Annotated in this window: 16 protein-coding genes, 2 tRNA genes, 2 rRNA genes and 1 pseudogene (1 of these 21 running past the window's edge); 11 read left to right on the forward strand and 10 right to left on the reverse strand. The window is 54.3% G+C overall.

The window, feature by feature from the left end:
- From KP702_RS00020 to KP702_RS00035, 4 genes are all read left to right on the forward strand, one after another.
- Positions 1-2,619 (forward strand): 23S ribosomal RNA (locus KP702_RS00020); it begins 118 nt to the left of the window's first position.
- 80 nt (positions 2,620-2,699) lie between these two features.
- Positions 2,700-2,814 (forward strand): 5S ribosomal RNA (gene rrf / locus KP702_RS00025).
- Positions 2,815-2,864: 50 nt separating this feature from the next.
- Positions 2,865-2,941, forward strand: a tRNA-Met gene (locus KP702_RS00030).
- Between the two features lie 113 nt (positions 2,942-3,054).
- Positions 3,055-3,131: transfer RNA gene (locus KP702_RS00035), tRNA-Met, on the forward strand.
- A gap of 63 nt (positions 3,132-3,194) precedes the next feature.
- On the opposite strand, the gene KP702_RS16495 is transcribed toward KP702_RS00035, so the two are convergent.
- A complete protein-coding gene (locus KP702_RS16495) occupies positions 3,195-3,302 on the reverse strand; it encodes a superoxide dismutase family protein (protein ID WP_202206193.1) in 108 nt (35 codons plus the stop codon).
- Positions 3,303-3,407: 105 nt separating this feature from the next.
- Between KP702_RS16495 and KP702_RS00045 the strand changes: the two genes are divergently transcribed.
- A complete protein-coding gene (locus KP702_RS00045) occupies positions 3,408-4,337 on the forward strand; it encodes a glycosyltransferase family 2 protein (protein WP_215768327.1) in 930 nt (309 codons plus the stop codon).
- A gap of 10 nt (positions 4,338-4,347) precedes the next feature.
- Here KP702_RS00045 and KP702_RS00050 read toward each other — a convergent pair whose 3' ends face one another.
- The 3 genes from KP702_RS00050 to KP702_RS00060 form a co-directional block, all read right to left on the reverse strand.
- Positions 4,348-6,216, reverse strand: coding sequence for a DUF6311 domain-containing protein (locus KP702_RS00050; RefSeq protein WP_202206195.1), 1,869 nt, complete (start codon positions 6,214-6,216; stop codon positions 4,348-4,350).
- Positions 6,217-6,754: 538 nt separating this feature from the next.
- Positions 6,755-8,623 carry a ferrous iron transporter B gene (locus KP702_RS00055; protein WP_215768328.1) on the reverse strand — a complete coding sequence of 623 codons (1,869 nt, stop codon included), beginning with the start codon at positions 8,621-8,623 and terminating at the stop codon, positions 6,755-6,757.
- 8 nt (positions 8,624-8,631) lie between these two features.
- Positions 8,632-8,874 carry a FeoA family protein gene (locus KP702_RS00060; RefSeq protein ID WP_046900211.1) on the reverse strand — a complete coding sequence of 81 codons (243 nt, stop codon included), beginning with the start codon at positions 8,872-8,874 and terminating at the stop codon, positions 8,632-8,634.
- Positions 8,875-9,146: 272 nt separating this feature from the next.
- On the opposite strand from KP702_RS00060, the gene KP702_RS00065 reads away from it, so the two are divergent.
- Positions 9,147-9,497 (forward strand): metal-sensitive transcriptional regulator, encoded by a 351-nt coding sequence (locus KP702_RS00065; RefSeq protein ID WP_237389799.1) that lies wholly within the window; start codon positions 9,147-9,149, stop codon positions 9,495-9,497.
- Between the two features lie 24 nt (positions 9,498-9,521).
- Here the strand turns inward: KP702_RS00065 and KP702_RS00070 are convergent, their stop codons facing one another.
- From KP702_RS00070 to KP702_RS00085, 4 genes are all read right to left on the reverse strand, one after another.
- Positions 9,522-9,803: a hypothetical protein gene (locus KP702_RS00070; protein ID WP_202206197.1), complete on the reverse strand. Its 282-nt coding sequence runs from the start codon at positions 9,801-9,803 to the stop codon at positions 9,522-9,524.
- Positions 9,804-9,828: 25 nt separating this feature from the next.
- Positions 9,829-10,578, reverse strand: a complete 750-nt coding sequence (locus KP702_RS00075) for a copper resistance protein B (RefSeq protein ID WP_237389853.1) — start codon at positions 10,576-10,578, stop codon at positions 9,829-9,831.
- 20 nt (positions 10,579-10,598) lie between these two features.
- Positions 10,599-12,395, reverse strand: a complete 1,797-nt coding sequence (locus tag KP702_RS00080; RefSeq protein WP_202206199.1) for a copper resistance system multicopper oxidase — start codon at positions 12,393-12,395, stop codon at positions 10,599-10,601.
- A gap of 85 nt (positions 12,396-12,480) precedes the next feature.
- Positions 12,481-12,885: a hypothetical protein gene (locus KP702_RS00085; protein WP_202206200.1), complete on the reverse strand. Its 405-nt coding sequence runs from the start codon at positions 12,883-12,885 to the stop codon at positions 12,481-12,483.
- A 300-nt stretch (positions 12,886-13,185) separates the two neighbouring features.
- Here KP702_RS00085 and KP702_RS00090 point away from each other — a divergent pair, with 300 nt between their 5' ends.
- The 4 genes from KP702_RS00090 to KP702_RS00105 all read left to right on the forward strand — a co-directional run bounded on the left by KP702_RS00090 (position 13,186) and on the right by KP702_RS00105 (position 20,022).
- Positions 13,186-13,398: a heavy-metal-associated domain-containing protein gene (locus KP702_RS00090; RefSeq protein ID WP_202206201.1), complete on the forward strand. Its 213-nt coding sequence runs from the start codon at positions 13,186-13,188 to the stop codon at positions 13,396-13,398.
- A 76-nt stretch (positions 13,399-13,474) separates the two neighbouring features.
- Positions 13,475-15,871, forward strand: a complete 2,397-nt coding sequence (locus tag KP702_RS00095; RefSeq protein ID WP_215768329.1) for a TonB-dependent siderophore receptor — start codon at positions 13,475-13,477, stop codon at positions 15,869-15,871.
- Positions 15,858-17,573: an SbmA/BacA-like family transporter gene (locus KP702_RS00100; protein ID WP_215768330.1), complete on the forward strand. Its 1,716-nt coding sequence runs from the start codon at positions 15,858-15,860 to the stop codon at positions 17,571-17,573. Before KP702_RS00095 ends, KP702_RS00100 begins: the two co-directional genes overlap by 14 nt.
- 79 nt (positions 17,574-17,652) lie before the next feature.
- Positions 17,653-20,022 carry a heavy metal translocating P-type ATPase gene (locus KP702_RS00105; RefSeq protein ID WP_202206204.1) on the forward strand — a complete coding sequence of 790 codons (2,370 nt, stop codon included), beginning with the start codon at positions 17,653-17,655 and terminating at the stop codon, positions 20,020-20,022.
- Positions 20,023-20,069: 47 nt separating this feature from the next.
- On the opposite strand, the pseudogene KP702_RS00110 reads toward KP702_RS00105, so the two are convergent.
- Together KP702_RS00110 and cysK are read right to left on the reverse strand one after the other, a co-directional pair.
- Positions 20,070-20,693, reverse strand: a pseudogene (locus tag KP702_RS00110) (RBBP9/YdeN family alpha/beta hydrolase); the annotation flags it as partial.
- A 127-nt stretch (positions 20,694-20,820) separates the two neighbouring features.
- Positions 20,821-21,816: a cysteine synthase A gene (cysK, locus tag KP702_RS00115; RefSeq protein ID WP_046900204.1), complete on the reverse strand. Its 996-nt coding sequence runs from the start codon at positions 21,814-21,816 to the stop codon at positions 20,821-20,823.
- A 307-nt stretch (positions 21,817-22,123) separates the two neighbouring features.
- Between cysK and KP702_RS00120 the strand changes: the two genes are divergently transcribed.
- The gene (locus tag KP702_RS00120) at positions 22,124-22,318 is read left to right on the forward strand and encodes a hypothetical protein (RefSeq protein WP_046900203.1); all 195 of its coding nucleotides are present in this window, start codon (positions 22,124-22,126) and stop codon (positions 22,316-22,318) included.
- Positions 22,319-22,437: the final 119 nt, after the last annotated feature.

Here is a 22,437-nt window from a genome sequence, read left to right on the forward strand (position 1 = left end):
TGGGGCAACCCCCTCGCAAGAGGATCATGCACTGAATACATAGGTGTATGAGGCAAACCCGGGGAACTGAAACATCTCAGTACCTGGAGGAAAAGACATCAACAGAGATTCCGCTAGTAGTGGCGAGCGAACGCGGAGCAGGCCAATGCCTTACCAAGAAGAAGCAGAACGGTCTGGAAAGTCCGGCAATAATGGGTGATAGCCCCGTATGCGTAGTGTCTTGGTGAGGATTCGAGTAGGGCGGGGCACGTGAAACCCTGTCTGAACATGGGGGGACCACCCTCCAAGCCTAAATACTCCTTAGTGACCGATAGTGAACAAGTACCGTGAGGGAAAGGTGAAAAGCACCCCGATAAGGGGAGTGAAAGAGACCTGAAACCGGACGCCTACAAGCAGTCGGAGCCTCTTATGGGGTGACGGCGTACCTTTTGTATAATGGGTCAGCGAGTTTCTGTTTGCAGCGAGCTTAAGCCGTTAGGTGTAGGCGTAGCGAAAGCGAGTCTGAATAGGGCGAATGAGTTGCTGGCAGAAGACCCGAAACCGAGTGATCTAGCCATGGCCAGGCTGAAGGTGCGGTAACACGCACTGGAGGGCCGAACCCACGCCTGTTGAAAAAGTCGGGGATGAGCTGTGGCTAGGGGTGAAAGGCCAATCAAACTCGGAGATAGCTGGTTCTCCGCGAAATCTATTGAGGTAGATCGTCGGGTGTTTACCCTGGGGGGTAGAGCACTGGATGGGCTAGGGGGGCCCAAAGCCTTACCAAACCTAACCAAACTCCGAATACCCAGGAGTATAGCCCGGCAGACAGACAGTGGGTGCTAAGGTCCATTGTCGAGAGGGAAACAGCCCAGACCACCAGCTAAGGCCCCTAAATCGTGGCTAAGTGGGAAAGGATGTGGGGATTCCAAAACAACCAGGAGGTTGGCTTAGAAGCAGCCATCCTTTAAAGAAAGCGTAATAGCTCACTGGTCTATTAGAAACCCTGCGCCGAAAATGTAACGGGGCTCAAGCCACGTGCCGAAGCTGTGGGTGCATTCTTATGAATGCGCGGTAGCGGAGCGTTCCGTAAGTCTGCGAAGGAGGCGGGGTGACCCCCTCTGGAGATATCGGAAGTGCGAATGCTGACATGAGTAGCGACAAACAGTGCGAGAAACACTGTCGCCGAAAGTCCAAGGGTTCCTGCGCAAGGTTAATCCACGCAGGGTGAGCCGGCCCCTAAGGCGAGGGCGAGAGCCGTAGTCGATGGGAACTAGGTGAATATTCCTAGGCCTGCCAGAAGTGACGAATGAGAAATGTTGTCTGTCCTTATCGGATTGAACAGGCTTTTCGACCATTCCAGGAAATAGCTCTGGCGTATAGACCGTACCCGAAACCGACACAGGTGGACTGGTAGAGAATACCAAGGCGCTTGAGAGAACGATGCTGAAGGAACTAGGCAAATTGCTCGTGTAACTTCGGGATAAACGAGACCCAATCGTGGGCAACCATGGTTGGGTGGCACAGACCAGGGGGTAGCGACTGTTTAGTAAAAACACAGGGCTCTGCGAAATCGTGAGATGACGTATAGGGCCTGACGCCTGCCCGGTGCCGGAAGGTTAAGAGGAGATGTGCAAGCATTGAATTGAAGCCCCGGTAAACGGCGGCCGTAACTATAACGGTCCTAAGGTAGCGAAATTCCTTGTCGGGTAAGTTCCGACCTGCACGAATGGCGTAACGACTTCCCCACTGTCTCCAGCATCGACTCAGCGAAATTGAATTCCCCGTGAAGATGCGGGGTACCCGCGGTCAGACGGAAAGACCCTATGAACCTTTACTGCAGCTTTGCAGTGGCATCAGGAAAATCCTGTGTAGGATAGGTCGGAGGCTTTGAAGCCGGGGCGCCAGCACCGGTGGAGCCACCCTTGAAATACGACCCTGAATTTTTCTGATGTCTAACCGAGACCAGTAAGCCTGGTCCGGGACCCTGCATGGTGGGCAGTTTGACTGGGGCGGTCGCCTCCCAAAGTGTAACGGAGGCGCGCGATGGTGGGCTCAGGCCGGTCGGAAACCGGCTGTCGAGTGCAATGGCATAAGCCCGCCTGACTGCGAGAATGACAGTTCGAGCAGAGACGAAAGTCGGCCATAGTGATCCGGTGGTCCCACGTGGACGGGCCATCGCTCAACGGATAAAAGGTACTCTAGGGATAACAGGCTGATCTCCCCCAAGAGTCCACATCGACGGGGAGGTTTGGCACCTCGATGTCGGCTCATCACATCCTGGGGCTGGAGCAGGTCCCAAGGGTTCGGCTGTTCGCCGATTAAAGTGGTACGTGAGCTGGGTTTAGAACGTCGTGAGACAGTTCGGTCCCTATCTGCCGTGGGTGTAAGAGACTTGAGAGGATTTGTCCCTAGTACGAGAGGACCGGGATGAACATACCTCTGGTGCACCGGTTGTCACGCCAGTGGCACAGCCGGGTAGCTAAGTATGGACGGGATAACCGCTGAAAGCATCTAAGCGGGAAACCCACCTCAAAACGAGGTCTCATAGAGCCGTGACAGACCATCACGTTGATAGGCCGGGTGTGAAAGTGCAGTAATGCATGCAGCTAACCGGTCCTAATCGCTCATACTTCTCACATCAAACACATGCACAGAAATCAGCCACACTCAACAAACACCAACCTCCACCCACTCTCAAAAAGACTGGGTGGGCTAGAAGACCTGGTGGCCATTGCGAGGGCCCTACACCCGATCCCTTCCCGAACTCGGCCGTGAAATCCCTCAGCGCCTATGATACTGCACCTCAAGGTGCGGAAAAGTCGGTCGCCGCCAGGTCCCCTAGCCCACTCACAAAAACTCCCACACACCAACATCACATACACCACCGCGGGGTGGAGCAGCCCGGTAGCTCGTCAGGCTCATAACCTGAAGGCCGCAGGTTCAAATCCTGCCCCCGCAACCACNAAATCCCTCAGCGCCTATGATACTGCACCTCAAGGTGCGGAAAAGTCGGTCGCCGCCAGGTCCCCTAGCCCACTCACAAAAACTCCCACACACCAACATCACATACACCACCGCGGGGTGGAGCAGCCCGGTAGCTCGTCAGGCTCATAACCTGAAGGCCGCAGGTTCAAATCCTGCCCCCGCAACCACACCAATACAGTTCCAAAACCCCCGCTCTCTCACCGAGACAGCGGGGGTTTTCGTGTTGCGCCCTACCGGATCACACCACAAATCACGCGAGACCCCGAGCCCCCAATCGGCTGACTCTCGTAATCATCAGAAAACTCATGAACGACTAGCATTCGTCTGTTAATGAACATAATATTTTGTTGACATCTGTAATAAAACCTATCAGAGAATTGTTATTCGAATAATAAAAATCCCTTCTCTTTTGAAGATTGTTGAGACTTCGAAGGATGTAATGTGTGTTGAAGACTATTTCCTTGATCGTTCCTTTTTATAACGAAGAAGGTGTGATCACAATTTTTGCAAACAAGATCATTCCTGTTTTAGAAAAAATTCCCGCAATAGAGTGGAAGATTGTCTGTATTGATGACGGAAGCAGTGATGCGACACTCGCTCAATTATTAGATCTCTCACAAAAAGATCCTAGGTTTCGAATTCTCGAACTATCTCGAAATTTTGGTAAAGAAGCAGCATTAACAGCCGGGTTGGATGCTGCAGATAGTGATGCTGTTGTTATCATTGATGCCGACCTGCAGGATCCTCCTGAGGTGATCTCTCAGATGGTAGAAGCTTGGCGCGAAGGGGCTGAGGTTGTATTGGGGCGACGTGTTGATCGTTCCACAGACAGCACTCTGAAGCGGAAGACAGCGGCTTGGTTCTACGAGCTTCACAGTAAAATCTCACACATTCAGATCCCTGAAAATGTTGGAGATTTTCGTTTGATGGACAGATGTGTCGTGGATGCGCTCAAGCGGCTTCCGGAGCGCCAGAGATTCATGAAAGGTCTATTTGCTTGGGTAGGCTTTCGCACCGTTATTGTTGATTATGCGCGGTTGCCTCGCTCAGCTGGAACGACAAAGTTCTCGGGTTTTTCACTTTGGAACTTTGCTTTAGAGGGCTTCACGAGCTTTTCAACTATTCCCATACGTCTTTGGACTTATCTTGGAACAATGGGAGCTTTGTGTGCTCTCGTGTATGGTTTCTTTATTATAGTTCGTACAATTTTCTGGGGTAATCCAGTCCCAGGATATGCGTCTCTTTTCGCCGCTATTACTCTTTTTAGTAGCGTTCAAATTATCAGCATTGGGATGTTGGGAGAATATATAGGGCGCATCTATATGGAGACAAAGCAGCGCCCTATTTATGTTTTAAGGAAAACTTATAACTGATATTATTTCTTCAGTTTGGAGTTACTATTTTTACGCTTGAAATCCCAATTCCTAAAAAACGTGGATCTGTCGGCAAATGCACTGGGTGATCAACATCCAGTTTCAGGTGAATATTTTCGGTAGAAAGTGTGGGAATTGTTACAGAATATTCTGATTTTTCTGGGGATACAGACCACTCAGCTAAAACCTGGTCATGTAAGGACACTTTTACTTTTTTCGTTTCTCCTGGTGCCGCCTGCAAATTCAGAATTACTGTAACTGTTTTGGTGTCTTTAGGTACGGGAAGAAACAGAAAGGCTTGGCGTCCTTCATTCCACGTTCCCCAGTCCTCCGACCCGGACCAACCGCTTTCCAGAAGCTCTGTGTGGAGCGGGTAATTTGATGACGTGAAAATTGTCTGATTGAGAGGTAGTGGTGTTGAGTACGGTACAGAGGGTAAATTTAGATTTTTTTTGGCGCAGAGGATGAGAGTGTTCACTGCTCCGCAACTGGCCTGTGTACGGTCAATCCAAGACGATGCATTTGCCAGGCGGTGCGGGCCATTAAGAACGATAAGGGTTTTATCGTCGAGATAATGGGGATTTTCTTGGGCGAGATGGCATGCGCCTTCCGGGAGTGAACGAGCCGTATACATCGTGTTGACGGATGCATTCTGATAAGCGGCTGCATAGATAAGCGGCATATCCTCTTCAAGGCTCGTGGCGTCACATTCAAGGCGAGGATAAATTTCAACATGCTCAAAGGCATGCATTATTTCAAACAAATGACTATCAGCCGCTAATGGAGGGCTTAGCAACTGAGCCTCAGCCATGCGGTCAGACTGACGTAAATCGCGTGTGTCGACCCATTGCAAAATAGCAGCCAGACTGAGGAGGACAGGCGCCCCCCGAGGCCATACCTTGCAGACGCCCCAGACTGCTCCAAGGAGAATGACATAAGCGACTGGCCAAAACATACGTCCTGATGAGCGCATTTGTTCAGCGCCAGGAACCATGATGTGCGTCTGGAAGAGCAAAGTATGAAAGAAGTATATTCTATTGGAGAGAGCAATGACTGTCAGAGCCAGACAGGCAAGCAAAAGACCAATATTTCGGGTCATGCTCTGACGGAAAAGGGTCCATCCTTTTTTGCGACAAAAAAGCATGGCCAGGAGAAAGAGAAGGCCGGCTCCGAGATACTGATATCCCTCGTATTGGCCCCCGGTGGCATCAGCTTCTGCTTGTGTAGCCTGCAAGAACAGGCTGGACCGGGCCGGCCAGAACGGTGATGCGAGGTTCATGGAGTAGATTCCATAGCCCCCTCCGCTGGCGCCACCCCAGTAGCCCAAAACTTTTCCTGCCAGCAGAATGCTTGCTCCAGCCGTCAAGGTTGCTGCTGCGCTGGACCTACATGCTTTCCAGCGTTTTTCTCTGAAGAAAATGGATAATGGAATTGCACCCAGAAGCGCTCCTACCATCACCATCAGATAAGGATGCACCAGAAGGGTCAAACTTGTTAGCGCTGCCAGAACCCACGTAGGCTTGGAGGAGCCCTGCGGCTGAACAGCTCTGAAATACAGCCCTATGGCGAGAAGAAGAATCCAGTGGGCGCAAAGGGCGGTGTGGCTAGTTCTGGCCAAGAACGTTGGGAAGCAAGCGCTGAGTAAACTGACGGCTATGGCAGGAAGCAGACGTTTCTCTCCCATCGACCGTAGTGCGAACACAGCGCAAATGGGCTGAAGGCACCAGCATAAGGCGAGAAATAACGTTATGCCCTGCTGCATTCCGGGAAAGAAAATATGCAGTGCTTTAAGAAACAGAGCCTCGAGCGGGATGCTGTCTGTCATGGCGATATTGGTGCCAGCAGGAGCCACCAGACGGTCTGCAACAAGGAGAGGCAAATGCCAGTCCTGCCTCAGGAAGTAGGCTTGTCCGATCATGTGCTGGATGACATCCCCTCGGGCTGCCTGAGCCACAGGAGGAAGCTTCCCGGATATTAAGGGAAGAGGAAACGTCCATAAAGCCAGAGTAATGCCAAGAAGAAGGGGAAATATATAAGCTTTTAACCGACTAAAGACTGAGCTCGGTAGAAAATTGAATTTGAACAAGAACTTTTACTCTGAGCTGGGGACGGTCAGAGTTTTGTACGGGTATTTTGTAGGGAATACAAAGTTCCGGTTTGTCTAAGGATTTGGAAAACACCTACCTGCACATGGAGCAATGTCTCTGAAACCCAAGGAAGGTGCCCTCAGTGACACCCTCCTGATTTTCCACTGCAAGCTTTGCAACTGCTGCACCCTTTTGATGGGGCCGGGACAGGTGTGTGTGCCTGAAAGCCGCATGCAGTTTTCAGGCGCCCCCAGCTCACTGGAAAGAGACGTGCATACCAGTAGAGTGCTGCAATACTGACTATTAGCATGGCAACGATTGTTTCAATCATCATGCGTCTCCTGCGACAGCCTTGGTGACATGATAGACGATAAAGGCTGCGACATATGCCAAACCAAAAAGATACGCCGTTGCTCCCAGAACGACTTTCATGGACCGGGTTTCCCGTCGCATGACGGCCAGAGTCGAGATGCATTGCGGGGCATAAACATACCACGCCAGCAGCGAGAGAGCGGTAGCAATGCTCCATTGGCTTGAAAGAAGTGGCAGAAGCTTTGCGGATGCAGCGTCTTCACTCACCCCGAGTGCATAGACTGTTGCAAGCGCGCTGACGGCGACTTCACGTGCAGCGAGGCCGGGAATCAGGGAAACGCAGATCTGCCAGTTGAAACCGATGGGAGCAAAAATCGGGAGCATCAGGTGGCCAATCCGGCCCGCAAGGCTGTAGTCAATAGCAGCACCGGTTGCGCCGGCGGGGGGAAGTGGGAAACTGGATAGCCCCCAGAGCAGGACATTCAGCGATACAATGATGGTACCAACCCGTGACAGGAACATCACGGCACGCTGCCACAGACCGAGCGCTAGGCTCTTGAGATTAGGGCGCCGGTACGGGGGGAGCTCCAGAAGGAGTGGATGTTCTTCTGATTTGACGCCACGCGTCATGATGCGGGCGGCGATGATGCCGCTGACGATCGCCAGAGCATAGAGCCCAAACAGAACCAGGCCCTGAATTCCAAAAATCCCGAGAACTGTTTTGTGCGGGATGAATGCGCCAATCAGCAGTGTGTAAACTGGCAGACGGGCGGAGCACGTCATGAGAGGAGCAATCAGGATCGTGACCAGTCGATCCCGGGGATTCTGAATGGTGCGTGCGGCCATAATGCCGGGAATGGCGCACGCAAAGCTGGAAAGAAGCGGGATGAAAGACCGGCCACTCAGACCGGCCAAAGCCATGACACGGTCCAGAAGGAATGCCGCACGGGGCAGATATCCAGATTCTTCCAGGGCCAAAATCCACAGGAAGAGAATCAGAATTTGTGGGAGGAAAACAATGACTGTTCCTGCGCCTGCGATAACGCCATCAGCCAGTAAGCTCCGCAAGACACCGTCAGGCAGCGGCCGGAGAATGAACTCCCCAAGCATGGTAATGCCACTTTCCAGAGCATCCATGAGGGGTTGGGCCCAGGCAAAGACTGTCTGGAACATTACAAACAGCACGACTAGCAGAATGACTGGGCCCCAGACAGGATGCAGGAACCAGCGATCCAGTCGATCAACTAATCGGGCATGGCCAGCAGAGCGATCCGTAACATATGCCTGAAGCAGACGTCGGACTTCGGCATGAAGGTCCGCGTCCGGGGAAAGCGCTTTTGGCGGGGGTGGAAGAGGGCGGTCCAAAGCTTCCAATAAAGGCTGAATACCCTGCCTGTTCAGGCTGATGACAGGCACAATCGGCATGCCAAGTTCTTGCTCAAGCCCGGCAATATCAATGGTCATGCCATTGCGCTTGGCTTCATCCATCATGTTGAGCGCAACGATTACGGGAACTTCAAGCTGACGAAGTTCGAGCAGAAAGCGCAGATGCAGCCGAAGATTGGTCGCAGAAATAACGCTGATCAGAAGTTCGGGGCGTTTTTCAGTACGGTGCTGTCCCAGGCAGACATCTCGCGTGACGTCCTCATCCGGGCTCGTAGAGGCCAGACTGTAAGCACCAGGAAGATCCAGAACGCGGATCGGGCGACCTTGCGGCGTGGAGAAAAAGCCTTCTTTTCGCTCGACAGTGACGCCAGCGTAGTTCGCAACTTTCTGGCGGCTTCCGGTCAGCTGGTTGAAAAGCGAAGTCTTGCCGCAGTTCGGGTTTCCAACGAGGGCAGTCTGTAACACATGAGTCGCAGGAGACGGCGAGGCGGGAGACGTCATTATGATGGTCAGACTGGGCGGCGCAGAACAATACGCGCTGCTTCTCCTTTGCGGAGCGCAAAACGGGACGTGCCAAGACTAACAGCAATAGGGTCTGCGCCGATTGGACCGGTCGCCACAATCTCCACTCTTTCGCCCGGAACAAAGCCAAGTTCACCGAGGCGGGCAGAAATGGGGTCTGCCAGTGTTAGCTCTTCGACCCGATCAATAATGGCATGATCTCCTTTGGAGAGTGTATTCAGATACCACATCAGTTTCTTATCCCAGTGCCTCCCAGCTCTCCCTTGGGCGTGCTGGCCGTTTCCCTAGATAGGCTCATCCGGCGGGAGCGAAAAGAGAGAGATGAGAATTATTTGCATCCACAGTTTACTTATTGACTGTGTGCCTCAGGATTTTTCTTGCGTGATATCATGTGGGCCGCCTCAAGAACGCCAGAAAGAGCCCGTCTGATAGGGCTGAATGGTCGGAATGAGCGTGGAGATGCTATGAACGCCTTCGCATGACCGCAGAGGAGCCGTGACCCATGAAGAGTATGACGAGTGAAGACGAGATTCCGGCAGACGGCTGTGTGCATTGTGCCACCAGTGAGACACCCGGTGAGAAGCGCGTTGAACAACCTCAGAAAAAGGCGCTGCTGAACCGCATTCGTCGGATCGAAGGTCAGGTTGGTGGTATCCTGAACATGGTTCAGGATGACCGTTACTGCGTTGATATTCTCACACAGATCTCTGCTATTAAATCCGCGCTGGATGGTGTTTCCATCCAGATCCTGTCCACGCACGCCAATGGTTGTGTCAGGAAAGCCGTGCAGACGGATGGCGGCGAAGAGGCGATTGACGAGCTTTTGCAGGTCGTGCGCCGGATGATGCGCTGACGCCTCTTCTTTTCACCGCCGGATTTAGCGGTCCTGTGTTGCGTCCGGGGCTGAATCAGAAGGAGCGTCCATGCTCATCGCCTGACAGGCCTTGAGTTGCTGCTGCATCTTCGGGGTTAAGGGTTTGCTCTGCGTCTTGAGAGTTTCAAGGCGCTCGCAGAGTTCCATCTGCTGATCCATGGTCAGGCCTGCCAGAGGATCTGCCTTTACGGCCACAGGCGCCTTTGGTTCGGGTGTCTGGCTGGGGGCAGCAGATGCCACTGTGGCGAACAGAAGGGCGGAAGCAGTGAGAAGAGCTTTTTTCATTATGAGAACTCCTGAAAAATGAAGATCAGAACCAGCTTCTGATGCCGAGGCTGAAGCGTACTGAGCCGGGCTTCTCGCCCTGATCCCGTACGATCCTACGGGCCTGTGTCAGGTGGCCGGAATATGTAACGCCCACATAAGGCGCGAATTTTCGCCATAGCTCGTAACGAAGCCTGAGCCCGGCATCGACGTCTGACAGGCCTGCGCCTGCCTGTCGGGCTGGATCAGACTTCGTATAGAGATTGAACTCCGCCTGAGGCTGGAGAATAAGGCGGTTGGTCAGCAGGAAATCGTATGATCCTTCGACGCGGGCACCGAAGCGCCCACGGTCACTGACATACCCTGTGGCCTGGAACTCGAACTGGTATAAGGCCAGCCCTTGAATGCCGAAGCCCCCCCACGTCCGGGTCGGGCCATCATCCAAGTCAACACGCACGCCGCCCTGAAGGTTCCAGTATGTGGAAATGGCCCGGCTGTAGAGAATATCCTGCTGGCCATCGCTCAGGCGCCCTTTCTCAAGGGTGCCTTCAGACTTGATCCAGAGTCGGTCATAATCCGTGCCGTACCAGACTTCACCGTCCCAGCGGAAATCAGTGCCGGCGGGGGCATAGCGCCCTTCTGCCTGCTCCAGAATGCCATGGAACCAGCTGCTCTGGTCCATCATCACGGGCATGATGTTGCCAAGATGCGTGACCGCGCCCGGAATCGGAGCATCCGCGGCGTGATACTGCGTGGTGTCTTCGGCATGAGCCATACCGGTTCCAGCCAGAAGCATGGTTGCTGCCCAGGCGGCTTTCATGGCACCACCACGGTGCGAAACATGCCCAGATCCATGTGATAGAGCAGATGACAGTGATAGGCCCACATGCCGGGAATATCAGCCGTCACGAGATAGCTCATGCGAGATCCCGGTTGTGAAATGATGGTGTGCTTGTAAGGGCGATAATCGCCTTGGCCGTTCTCCAGTTCACTCCACAGGCCATGCAGATGGATCGGGTGTTCCATCATGGTGTCATTGATCAGTGTGAAGCGGACACGCTCTCCTTTTTTCAGGCGGATTGGTCCGGACTCTGAGAATTTTCGGCCATTAAAGCCCCAGATATAACGGTCCATATTTCCCGTCAGATGCAGGATGATCTCCCGTGATGGAGGCCTGCGGTCTGCGCCCGGTCGTGTCGCGCGAAGCTGCCCATAATTCAGGACGCGTCGGCCGTTGTTTTCCAGTCCATCCCCTGGGCTGTTTGTCCGATCAATCGGCATCATCGCGACGTTCTGGTTTTCGACATTAATCGGCGGCGGCCCAGGATCGTCGATTTCCATTTTTGGCATGGACATATGCTCCATATGGCTCATGTCCATGTGAGACATATCCATTCCAGGCATGTTTTTCATGTCCGAGCCGTGGTCCATTCCGGGCATCGCCATGTGGTCCATGCTCTCTCCCGGCTTCATGTTGCCCATACCCATGTCGACCATGGTGCGGACGGGGCGTGGATCCATGGGCGGAATCAGTGCACTCATGCCCGAGCGAGGCGCCAGTGTGCCGCGGGCAAAGCCTGTTCGGTCTTCGCTTTGAGCAAAGATCGTATAGGCCCGGTCTTCCTTGGGCTGAACGATGACGTCATATGTCTCCGCCACGCCGATGCGGAATTCATCAACCGGAACTGGTTCCACATCGTTGCCGTCCGCCTGAACGACGAGCATTTCGAGCCCGGGAATCCGCACGTCAAACAGCGTCATGGTGGCGCCATTGATGAAGCGCAGACGCACACGCTCGCCTGGGCGGAACAGGCCGTTCCAGTTCATGTCTGGCGCGTTGCCGTTCAATGTATAGGTGTAGATAGCGCCTGAAACATCCGCGATATCGGTTGCGGCCATGTTCATCCGGGACCAGGCAAGCCGGTCCTTCAGAGCGGCCATGACGCTCCCTGCATCACGGGCTTCTTGGGGAAAGGACGCGGCCGTTCGTTGACGGAAGACGTAATAGTCATCCTGCATTTTGAGATTGCTGACGATGTCATGCGGCATGACATCCGTCCATTCTCCCAGAAAGATGACATAATCGCGGTCACAGGCATTCGGATCAGGACGAATGGGGTCAATGACGATAGCGCCATACAGTCCCATCGCTTCCTGCATGTTGGAATGGCTGTGATACCAGTATGTGCCGCTCTGATGCAGGCGAAAGCGATAGCTGAAAGTCTCGCCCGGTGGGATGCCCGCAAAGCTCAGGCCCGGCACGCCATCCATATTGGACGGGACGCGGATGCCGTGCCAATGGATCGACGTTGTTTCATCCAACGCGTTTGACACGTTCAGTGTAACGGTTTCGCCCTGTTTCCAGCGCAGGATGGGGCCAGGCACTGTTCCGCCAATATTGGGGGCGTGCATGGATTTTCCATCGAGAGAAATATGCGTTCGGCTGACCTTCAGATCCCAGACACTGGAAGGGGTGAGAGGCAGAAGGCCTGTAGACGTGCGAGTGCTCGCTTGTGCTTTGTGAGGCAGGGCGCTTAGGCAGGCTCCCGCACCGAGGCTCGTAACAAAACGCCGCCGCGTCAGGGGGCGTATGGGGTCGAATGAATTGGACATCAGCTGAAAACCGGGAAACGGTGAAGGAAAACCGGAGCGCACGGATGCACGCTCCAGCCGCAGCAAAGCTGCGGATCGGGTCGTTTCAGGAAATCAGCTGTTTGGGGGGAGGGGGCGTCGGAATCCAGTCTGTTCCAGACAGCGATGTGTGGCCTGTTTTGGCAAAGCGTCTGGCAATTGCAGGATGCGCCGACAATGAAGGTGTGTTCGCAAGCGTCAAGAGAGGCTCAGCCGACACGGAATGGATGTGGCAGCAGCCTTGTCCATGCCCCGCGCGGTGATGATCATGGAGAATGGGAGTTTCGAGGCCCGGCATACTGTGCTTGTCGCAGGCATCAGACGTCTTGTGAGGCATGGATGCGCAGTGCGGCATTGCCATGGTGTGTGCCCGTGATGCTGCATGCGCCGGAAAGGCACCAGCCATCAGTCCCACCTGCATCAGCAGGCAGGCAATGATGCCAAGCCATGTCCGGGTATGCGTTTTGAGCATCACAGATCCCTGTCTTCCACAGGCGTCTGGATATCCTTCCGCCTGCCTCCTGCAATGACCCTATACCCAGGCAGGGAATGAATGGAAGAGAGATTTCACTCACAGAGCATACACAAAAAGGAGGGAGACAGGATTTCTCGTGGATACCCCCCATCCGTACACATTATTTAATACGTTATATTAACGATTTTAATTTCAAAACTCCCCGGAAACCGCATAGGAGAAAAACATATACCCAACAGGGGTATAAAAGAATCGCAGTATTCCAAGGATACTGAGTAAGCCGGAAGGAAAATGACCATGACGCAGACCGCACATCTCAAAGTGGAAGGAATGTCCTGCGAAGGATGTGCCAAGCGTTTGCGCGAGGCGCTGGAACACGTGAGCGGCGTCTCAGCGGTTACAGTCGTACTGGCTGGGGGGCAGGTTACGGTGGCGTACGATCCCGACGTGGCAACTCCTGCGGGGCTGGCTGAAACTGTTGAAGAGACAGGGTTCGACCTGGTTTCCTAGCGCGCGTCGCCTTCTCTTTCAGAGAGGCGCACGGTACACAACACCCGGTTCAATCTGTGAAACCAGTCCGGGTGTCATGCTGCAGCGTTATATTGTCAAATCGAAACAAATTGTGCGGCAGAGTTATTTTTTCTGGGCAGGTTTTATGACACATCACGGCATTGACGCATCCAGACGTTTCCTGAAGTTCTCGGTATCCGGGTCTGCCCTTCTTTGCGGAACTATCCTGATGGGCTCCGCTCCTGATGCTCAGGCTGCTGAACGCGGAGAGAAAACACGCCAGAAAATGTCCCATTGCCGCATTCAGCACAAAGATGCGGGGGGACGGCAGGTCTGCGGGAAGCCGACGGTTTCCTCGGAAGCTACAGCCGCTATTGCTGAAGCTCCCGTGGCCCCAAACCCCGATCTGGCCTCGACCGTGGATGGCGGAACAGAGAACCTGCGTGTTTATGGAACGCCACGCTCCTATACCGCACCCGCCGTAGAGGCATGGGGTAAAACGCTCGTCGCCTTGAAGGACATTCCGCACTCTATTTCTGTCATCACACAGCAGCGCATGGAAGATTCCAACATGCTGACGATGACGGACGCCATGCGGCAGATTAACGGTATCCGCGTTCTTCCCGGTTCCACCGCCAACAGTAATTTCTATTCACGTGGCTATCAGCTTACGACGTCCATCGATAATACACCGAACGCTGCTGGAACGCTGAACAATGCGAGTTTTGACCTGTCCATGTTTGACAGGATCGAGGTTATGCGCGGATCGGCCGGGTTGTTGCAGGGCGCTGGCGGAGCTGGCGGCGTTGTCAATCAGGTGACAAAAAAGCCCGGCAAGGATTTTGCTGCAAGCGGAAGTGCCTCGGTTGGCAGCTTCAATAACTATCGCGCCGATGTTGATCTGACCATTCCGCTCAATCGCTCCAAAACGCTACGGTTCCGTACGGCCGACGTCTTTCAGGACAACGATTACTTCTACAAGTATGCCCACAATCGGATGTGGCAGGCCTATGGCGCTTTGGAATGGGACATCACACCGTCCACCACATTCCTTGTATCTCATGCGGCCCAGAAGCAGAATATTGATGCACCCTATTACGGGCTCCCCGTTACGACCACGCGGACGCTCTGGTATGGCGGGCGGGATGCGAACCCTACACCGCCCTGGGGTTACAGCAATTACACGACCCAGCAGACGATCGCCTCGCTGACGCAGAAGCTCTGGGGCGACTGGAGCGTCACAGCACGTGGGACATTCTACGACCAGAGTTACAACACATCGTATAATTCTCCGGACACCCCTCCGGATGTGCGTACCGGCCTTACAAGTTACGTAGACAGTGGGACTTTCCCTTATCGTGGGACCAATACATCCAGATCTGCGGACGTCTACGCAACAGGCAGTTTCCACCTTCTGCACCGAACACACCACTTGCTGCTGGGCTTTAATTATAACGCCTACAACACACACGTTGCCTACGGAGCTGTGAACTCAGACGCGCTCTACTCTGATGTCAGCATCAACAATACAGCAGTCGTAAAGAAGCCCGCAGCAGGCAGCGTTACCTATAACCCGGCGGATGGGGCTGAGGGCACAGACGACAATGCTTATCAATGGGGGTTCTATGGTCAGCTGCGTCTTGAGCTGATCCATCATCTTTCGCTGATTCTTGGCGGCCGCGTGTCACGCTTTTCCGAAAAGACGCGGGATGGCAGTCCTTCTCCGGAAAGCCCATGGAAAACCACGGCAAATATTCATGGCCAACTGACGCCTTATCTTGGCACGGTGTATCAGATCACGCCCAACCTCTCCTGGTATGCCAGTTATGCCAGCATCTTCACGCCTTCTGTGGGGCGGTTGACCTTCAATGGAGAAGGTTTGACGCCACAGCAGGGCAATCAGGTCGAAACGGGGTTTAAAGGCGAGTACTTCCACGGGCGCCTCAACATATCCACAGCCCTGTTTCGTATGGAGAGTGTGAACCAGCCTGTTCAGGACCCGGATCACACCAGCTTTTACATCACGACCGGCCCAATCCGTCGGCAAGGCTGGGAAGCGCAGGTTGACGGCCAGATCCTGCCGGGACTGGATGTCTCCATCGGATACACATATCTGGATACCAAGGTTTCCAACCCGAAAGTTTCAGACTTTGGGGGTGTTTTCTCACCGCATCACATGTTCAAATCCTGGGTGCATTACAATGTGCAGCAAGGTCGTCTGAAGGGGTTGAACTTTGGTGTCGGGCTGGACGCATACAGTAATCTTCGGGGTAGTTATGCCACGACAGTTCAGGGCGGTTACATGACGCTCGACAGCGTTATTGGATACCGGTTCAACAAGCATCTCAAACTTCAGTTGAACGCCTATAACCTGACAGACCGCTATTATTACGAACGTGCCAGCGGCGTCTGGCAGTTTAACTTCCCGGCCGCTCCCCGCAGTTTCATGGCAACGCTTCGTGGCACATACTGAACCCCCGACACCCCCGCATTCTCTTTCTGACTGGAAGGTTCTGCTCCCCTACTGGCGGTCGGAAGATCGCTGGAAGGCGCTGGGCCTTCTGGGGAGCATTATCGGCTTATCCTTCCTGGATGTTCAGGTCGCAGTGTGGTTTGGGAAATGGGACCAGACCTTTTTTGACACGATGTTCGCGTACCGTGTTGCGGCCTGCATTGCGTTGTTGCCCATTTATATTCTGATGACGTCGCTTAGCGCAGGAATGAGAGTCATCCAGCAATATATGACACAGGTGCTCTCCATGCGCTGGCGCCTGTGGAATACACGGGTTTATCTGCGCAAATACCTTTCTGATGACGCCTATTATCATCTGGAACATGGTCAGAACCGGGCTGATAACCCGGACCAGCGTATTGCCGATGATCTGGCCCAGATGACCGTCTGGACGCTCCGCCTCGGGCTGGAAGCCATTCAGGCTGTCACAACCTTTTTGTCCTTTGCGGTCGTGCTTTGGACGATCGGTGGAACGCTCTCATTTGTCTGGCATGGCTGGCACATCGTCATCCCCGGATACATGTTCTTTGGAACGACGATTTCCATTCTTCTGGTCTCGTTCATGCTCGAAAAAGCAGGTGGCCCCCTTGTAAGCGCTAATTATCGTCAGCAGCATTACGATGCTGATTTACGCGCGACCTTGCTGGATGTTCGCCGTAATGCTGAACAGATCGCGTTCTATGGTGGGGAGGCTGCGGAGCACTTCCGTCTGTCCGAATGCCTGAACCGTATTGCCAAAAACTGGCGCAGCGTCATGACCTACACTTGGCGCGCCAATACTGTGGTCGAACTCTATACGGGTGGCGTTAATATCGTTTTGTGGGCGCTGCTTGTGCCGAAGCTTCTGGCACATGCTCTGACGTTTGGTCTGTATTCGCGAATCAATTCAGCATTCATGAATGTCCGCCGAAGCCTGCAATGGTTCATCGAAAATTACACGGATCTGGCAACGCTTCGCTCCATCCTTCAGCGTCTGGGGGAGTTTGAGCGTGTTGTCGTGAGCCTTCCTGCTGGTGGCATCGTGCGGGAGCCGACAGATGCCGATGGGATTGAAATTAAAGCTCTCTCTCTGGATCGCTCTGATGGTTCTCGCATCGCGGATATAGGAAGCCTCCATATTCCTGCCGGAGAGCGATGGTTCATTAGCGGGCCATCCGGGGCAGGGAAGAGCACCATGCTTCGTGCCCTCGCCGGACTATGGACGCAGGGGACGGGGCATATTTCTTTCAACATGCGCGATGCCATGTTCCTGCCTCAGCGCAGTTATGTTCCGACTGGCTCTTTGCTTCAGGCCCTTGGCTATCCGGCAACCCCGGATCGCTATGCCCGTGAAGCCTGTGAAGAGGCGCTTCTGGCGGCAAATCTGGCGTTCCTTATGCCAGATCTAGAGAATGAATCGGCCTGGGGAGACGTGTTATCTCCGGGAGAGCAGCAACGACTGGCATTTGCTCGGGTTTTTCTTGCTCGACCGTCCACGTTGTTCCTCGATGAAGCAACGTCTGCTCTGGATGAGAAGAACGAGGCTGATCTTTATGCTCGCCTCCTTGAACGTTTGCCTCACATCACCCTCATCAGTGTTGCGCATCGCGCAGCCCTCAAAGCATTTCATGGCCAGGAAATGATTCTTCGCGAAAAAAGCGTAACTGTTCAGCGTCTTTTATAATACCATATGGGGGTATATTATTCCCCTTTGTTTTGGAGCCTGTGGCTTCGCGAATTCCGTCCGCTCAGGAGAGTCCCAGATGTCACAAACGGTCAGTTTTCCAGTTGGTGGAATGACCTGTGCGGCCTGCGCTGCGCGGATCGAGAAAGTTCTGAACCGCAAGGACGGTGTTCAGGCAGCCGTCAATTTTGCGTCTGAGCGTGCGCAGGTCGAATTGGAGGGCTCAGGCACCACAGTCGGGGACGTTATTGCCGCAGTGCGCAAAGCCGGTTTCTCGGTGGATGAGCAGAGTGTGGACTTCGCAATTACGGGCATGACCTGCGCTGCCTGCGCTGCGCGGATTGAAAAGGTCCTGAACCGGATGCCGTCCGTGCAGGGAAGCGTGAATTACGCTGCCGAGCGTGCGCATGTCACTTATGTTCCAGGCATTGTGACACCGGACGATCTTGCGACCAAAATCACCAAGGCTGGATTTGGGGCATCCCGTCTGGATGAAGGCAAGCGCGAAGATCCGAAGGCAAAGCGTGAAGCTGTGTGGCGTCGGGAGCGAAACCGCTTTCTGCTGACATTCGTACTTGCACTACCGCTTTTCATTGAAATGTTCGGCATGTTGCTGGGGCGTATGGAGACAGTCCCGCTTGCTGTTCAGTTTGTAAGTGCGACGCTGGTTCAGTTCGTCTGTGGCGCTCATCTTTATCGCCGGGCCTGGAATGCAGTTCGGGGCGGATCGGCGAACATGGATGTGCTGGTCGTTCTGGGAACGAGCATTGCGTATCTGTTCAGTGCCGTGGTCGCGATCCTGCACTTGCCCCAGCCAGTTTATTTTGAAGCCAGCGGTGCAATCATCACTCTGATTTCACTCGGCAAGCTGATGGAAACGCGCGCCAAAGTGCGTACTAGCGCGGGAATTGAAAGCCTGTTGCAGCTTCAGCCGCAAACCGCACATGTCGAGCGGGACGGTGTTCTGGTTGATCGTGCGGTAGCTGATATGCACACCGGAGACATCTTTATTGTCCGGCCGGGCGAGAGTGTCCCGGTGGATGGCGAAGTGCTGGATGGTGCTTCCGATGTGAACGAAGCCATGCTGACGGGCGAAAGCGTACCGGTTCTGAAGCAGGCTGGGAGTGAAGTTTTCGGCGGTACGATCAACGCGAACGGTATGCTTCGGGTGAAGGCAACAGGTGTTGGCTCGGATACAGCTTTGGCGCGGATTGTTCGCATGGTCGAGCAGGCGCAGGGATCGAAAGCAAATGTCCAGAGACTGGCAGACCGTATTTCCGGCATCTTCGTTCCCGCCGTTGTCGCATTTGCTGTCGTGACATTCCTGATCGGATGGCTGGTCACGGGTTCCATGACATGGAGCCTGATTTCGGCTGTTTCCGTTCTCGTCATTGCCTGTCCCTGCTCGCTTGGTCTGGCTACGCCGACGGCCATCATGGTCGGGACAGGGCGAGGGGCCCAGAATGGTATTCTGTTCCGGAATGCCGATGCGCTGGAACAAGCCGAGAAACTTACGACAATCATTCTCGATAAGACTGGAACCCTGACGCAAGGTCGCCCAACCATCACCAGTTTGCATCCTGCTGAGGGCGTTTCGGCCGACCGCCTGCTGGCCGTAGCCACCTCTCTGGAGCAGAATTCCGAGCATCCTCTGGCTCGGGCTATCGTGGACTATGCCTCAACTCACCACGCGACGATTTTGAGTGTGGATGGGTTCAAGGCCATCCCAGGCCTGGGCGTTGAGGCACAGATTGACGGAGAGGCAGCTTTGCTCGGATCTCCGCGCTATCTCACGCAGGCCGGCTACAGTTTGGAAGCTCTTCCTGTGGCGGCGCTCGAAAATGAAGGGCAGACCGTAATTGCGGTCGCCACGGGAGGACGCCTGCTTGGCATCGTCGCGTTGGGGGATGGTCTTCGCCCGGATGCTATTTCAACGGTCACCGCACTGAAGGCACGTGGAATCAAGGTTGTCATGCTGACGGGCGATAATGAGCGTGCCGCAGCTGTTGTTGCGCGGCAGGTTGGCGTGGATGATTACCTTGCTGGCGTGTTACCGCAGCACAAGGCTGAAAGCGTGACGAAATATCGTGCTGAAGGTGCTGTTGTGGGGATGGTCGGGGATGGCATCAATGATGCACCGGCCCTGGCCGCAGCGGACGTGGGCTTTGCTGTGGGGGCCGGTTCTGCCGTTGCGTTGGATACGGCAGATGTCGTGCTTATGAAGAGTGAATTGGCGGCCGTTCTGGATGCCATTTCCCTATCCAGGGCTACGCTTTCGAAGATCCGGCAGAATTTGTTCTTTGCCTTTATCTACAACGTTCTGGGCCTGCCACTGGCCGCACTGGGCATGCTGAACCCGATTGTCGCGGGTGCAGCCATGGCCATGAGCTCAGTCTCGGTCGTAAGTAATTCTCTGCTTCTGAACCGCTGGAAACCACACTCTCCCTGAGCTGGTGTCGTGAGGCGGCGTTGAACAAAGGAGATAAGGGTTCTGGCGCCATGGCTCCAGAGCCCCAGAAAATCATTACTCCCCACATGTCCTGTCAGACCGGCATCCGTAAATTCAGCCTGCCACCGTTGTGCCAGTAGTCGGGCACGATCGTTGGAAAGCCACTGATCGTTCCGGCTGGCCATCATGGCGACGGGAACCGGAGAGGGAGCCTCTGAAAGTGGAGCAAACGCGTTGATGCGGGATGCTTCCGGGTGCGTCGTATGTTCAATATCCGCTGGCGCAACGAGGAAAGCCCCCGCGACATTGGATGACTCATGCTGTGCGAGCCACCGCATAGTCAGGACAGCACCGAGGCTATGGGCGATCAGAAGGACAGGTTTTTCTGCCTGCTGAATGGCCTGCGTCAGTGCAGCGTCCCACTCTTCCGGGGTTGGGTTTTCCCAGTCTGCCTGATGCAGGCGAGGCAGGCCAAAAGCAGTTTCCCATCGGGTCTGCCAGTGGTGCTGTCCGGAGCCGAAAAGTCCTGGCACGAGCAAAGGCGTGAACTGTGTTTTGATGTGATGAAATTCGGCGGCAAGAACCGTCTCTTCAGACGAGTGCTGAAAGGAAAGCGCTCGAGCACTCGCTGCTAGGTCCAGAGCAGTTGCGCGGCCAGAGAAAAGGTTCATGCCCAAAGCCTCCAGAAACCTGACCGGGAGACAATTCCCGATCAGGATTTGTGATCTGGATTAATAACGAACATAAATCAGAGTTCAATAAAATAACTATATTATAAAGTTATTTTATTGAACGTTTTTAGGCCAATCCGTCGAAAAGCTGTGTGGAGAGATAACGCTCCGCAAAAGACGGAGCGATAACAACGATCGTCTTGCCCCGATTGGCGGTTTTCTTGGCCAAAGTCATACCCGCATAGAGTGCGGCACCGGAAGAAATTCCGATGGGAATGCCTTCGACAGCGGCACAAAGACGCGCTGTTGTCAGCGATTCCTGCTCTGAAACCTCAATCACGCTATCCAGCGCCCGCAGATCCAGCGTATCCGGCTGGAATCCGGGGCCAATACCCTGAATACCGTGGGGGCCAGGTTCATCACCATGTAGAACGGCGCTTTCCCGTGGTTCTACACCAAAGACCTTGATCGCCTTGTTGTGTTTCTTGAGGCCGTGCGCAATTCCGGAAGCCGTGCCGCCAGTGCCCAGCCCGGCTACAACCATATCCACTTGCCCGGCAGTGTCGTTCCAGATTTCCAACGCGGTTGTCTGCTCGTGAACTGCCGGATTGGCGTCGTTTTCAAACTGACTTGGCATCCAAGCGTCAGGCAGCGTTTCCATCAGTTCTTCTGCCCGGCGGATGGCACCGGCCATTCCGTCATTTGCAGGTGTCAGCTCGGTTGTCGCGCCCATGAGACGCAGCATCTTGCGCCGCTCAATGGAGGCACTTTCCGGCATGGTGACGATCAGGCGATAGCCTAGCGCAACAGCCGCAAATGCAAGCGAAATGCCTGTATTGCCGGATGTCGGCTCAATGAGGGCTGTCCGTCCCGGCGTGATCAGCCCGCGGGCCTCGGCATCGCGGAGCATGGCAACGCCAATACGGTCCTTGACGGAGCCTAGCGGGTTGAAGAACTCGAGCTTCAGCAGGAGGCGCCCCTGCAGCTTTTCCTGTTCCGTCAGGCGGGGCAGTGCAACGAGCGGCGTGCCCCCGACTGTCTCCAGGAATGAGTTGTAAACCTTACCGCGCGGAGCGGCATAACCTTCGAAGGGAGCGGGGGAAGACAAGGCCTTTTTGTTCATATCGTTTCTGTATCACAGGACGTGGAAAAGGGCAGGACGGAATTTGATCTTAAAAAACGAAATATAAAAGTAATATAATATATAATTTTACGAATCACTTATTGTTTATCGTAATATATTGACGGTGTGACGTTTCATCCGTTATGAGAGCATGAACTGATCCACCGGAAGGGCATCCTGATGATGTGTCGAATGTGCTGCTGGCAACCCCCGTGTTGCCGACTTTCCGCGAGCCGGAATTCTTTCTCTTTTCATTCGTAATTTCCCGACAGCACACAGATGTCGGGCGCATTTAAGGTTCGACGTCATGCTTGGTTCCACCGTTATCGAAATCAATGGTATTTTTCTCGGCGTTGCCATTCTGGTCAGCGCAACGGGCGCGCGCCGCTTCTATGCCGCCCATGACAGCGTTCGCGGGCTGCATAACCAGACCCTGACAGATTTATCCGCCCTGCGCCGCCTGGTCTCGCAGCATGCACGGTCCGTTCTGAGGCCGATCTGAAATAAACGATTTACGTTTCTTCCTTTACACCTCTTCTCTTCCCCTGTCGGTCCGCTAGAACGGTAGGCTGAACAGATCGGCAGATGGGAGTGTGTGTGGGAGGAAACGGTTTTCTGCGA

Source organism: Gluconobacter sp. P5B12 (assembly GCF_018812035.1).
In the GTDB taxonomy this organism is placed as follows: domain Bacteria; phylum Pseudomonadota; class Alphaproteobacteria; order Acetobacterales; family Acetobacteraceae; genus Gluconobacter.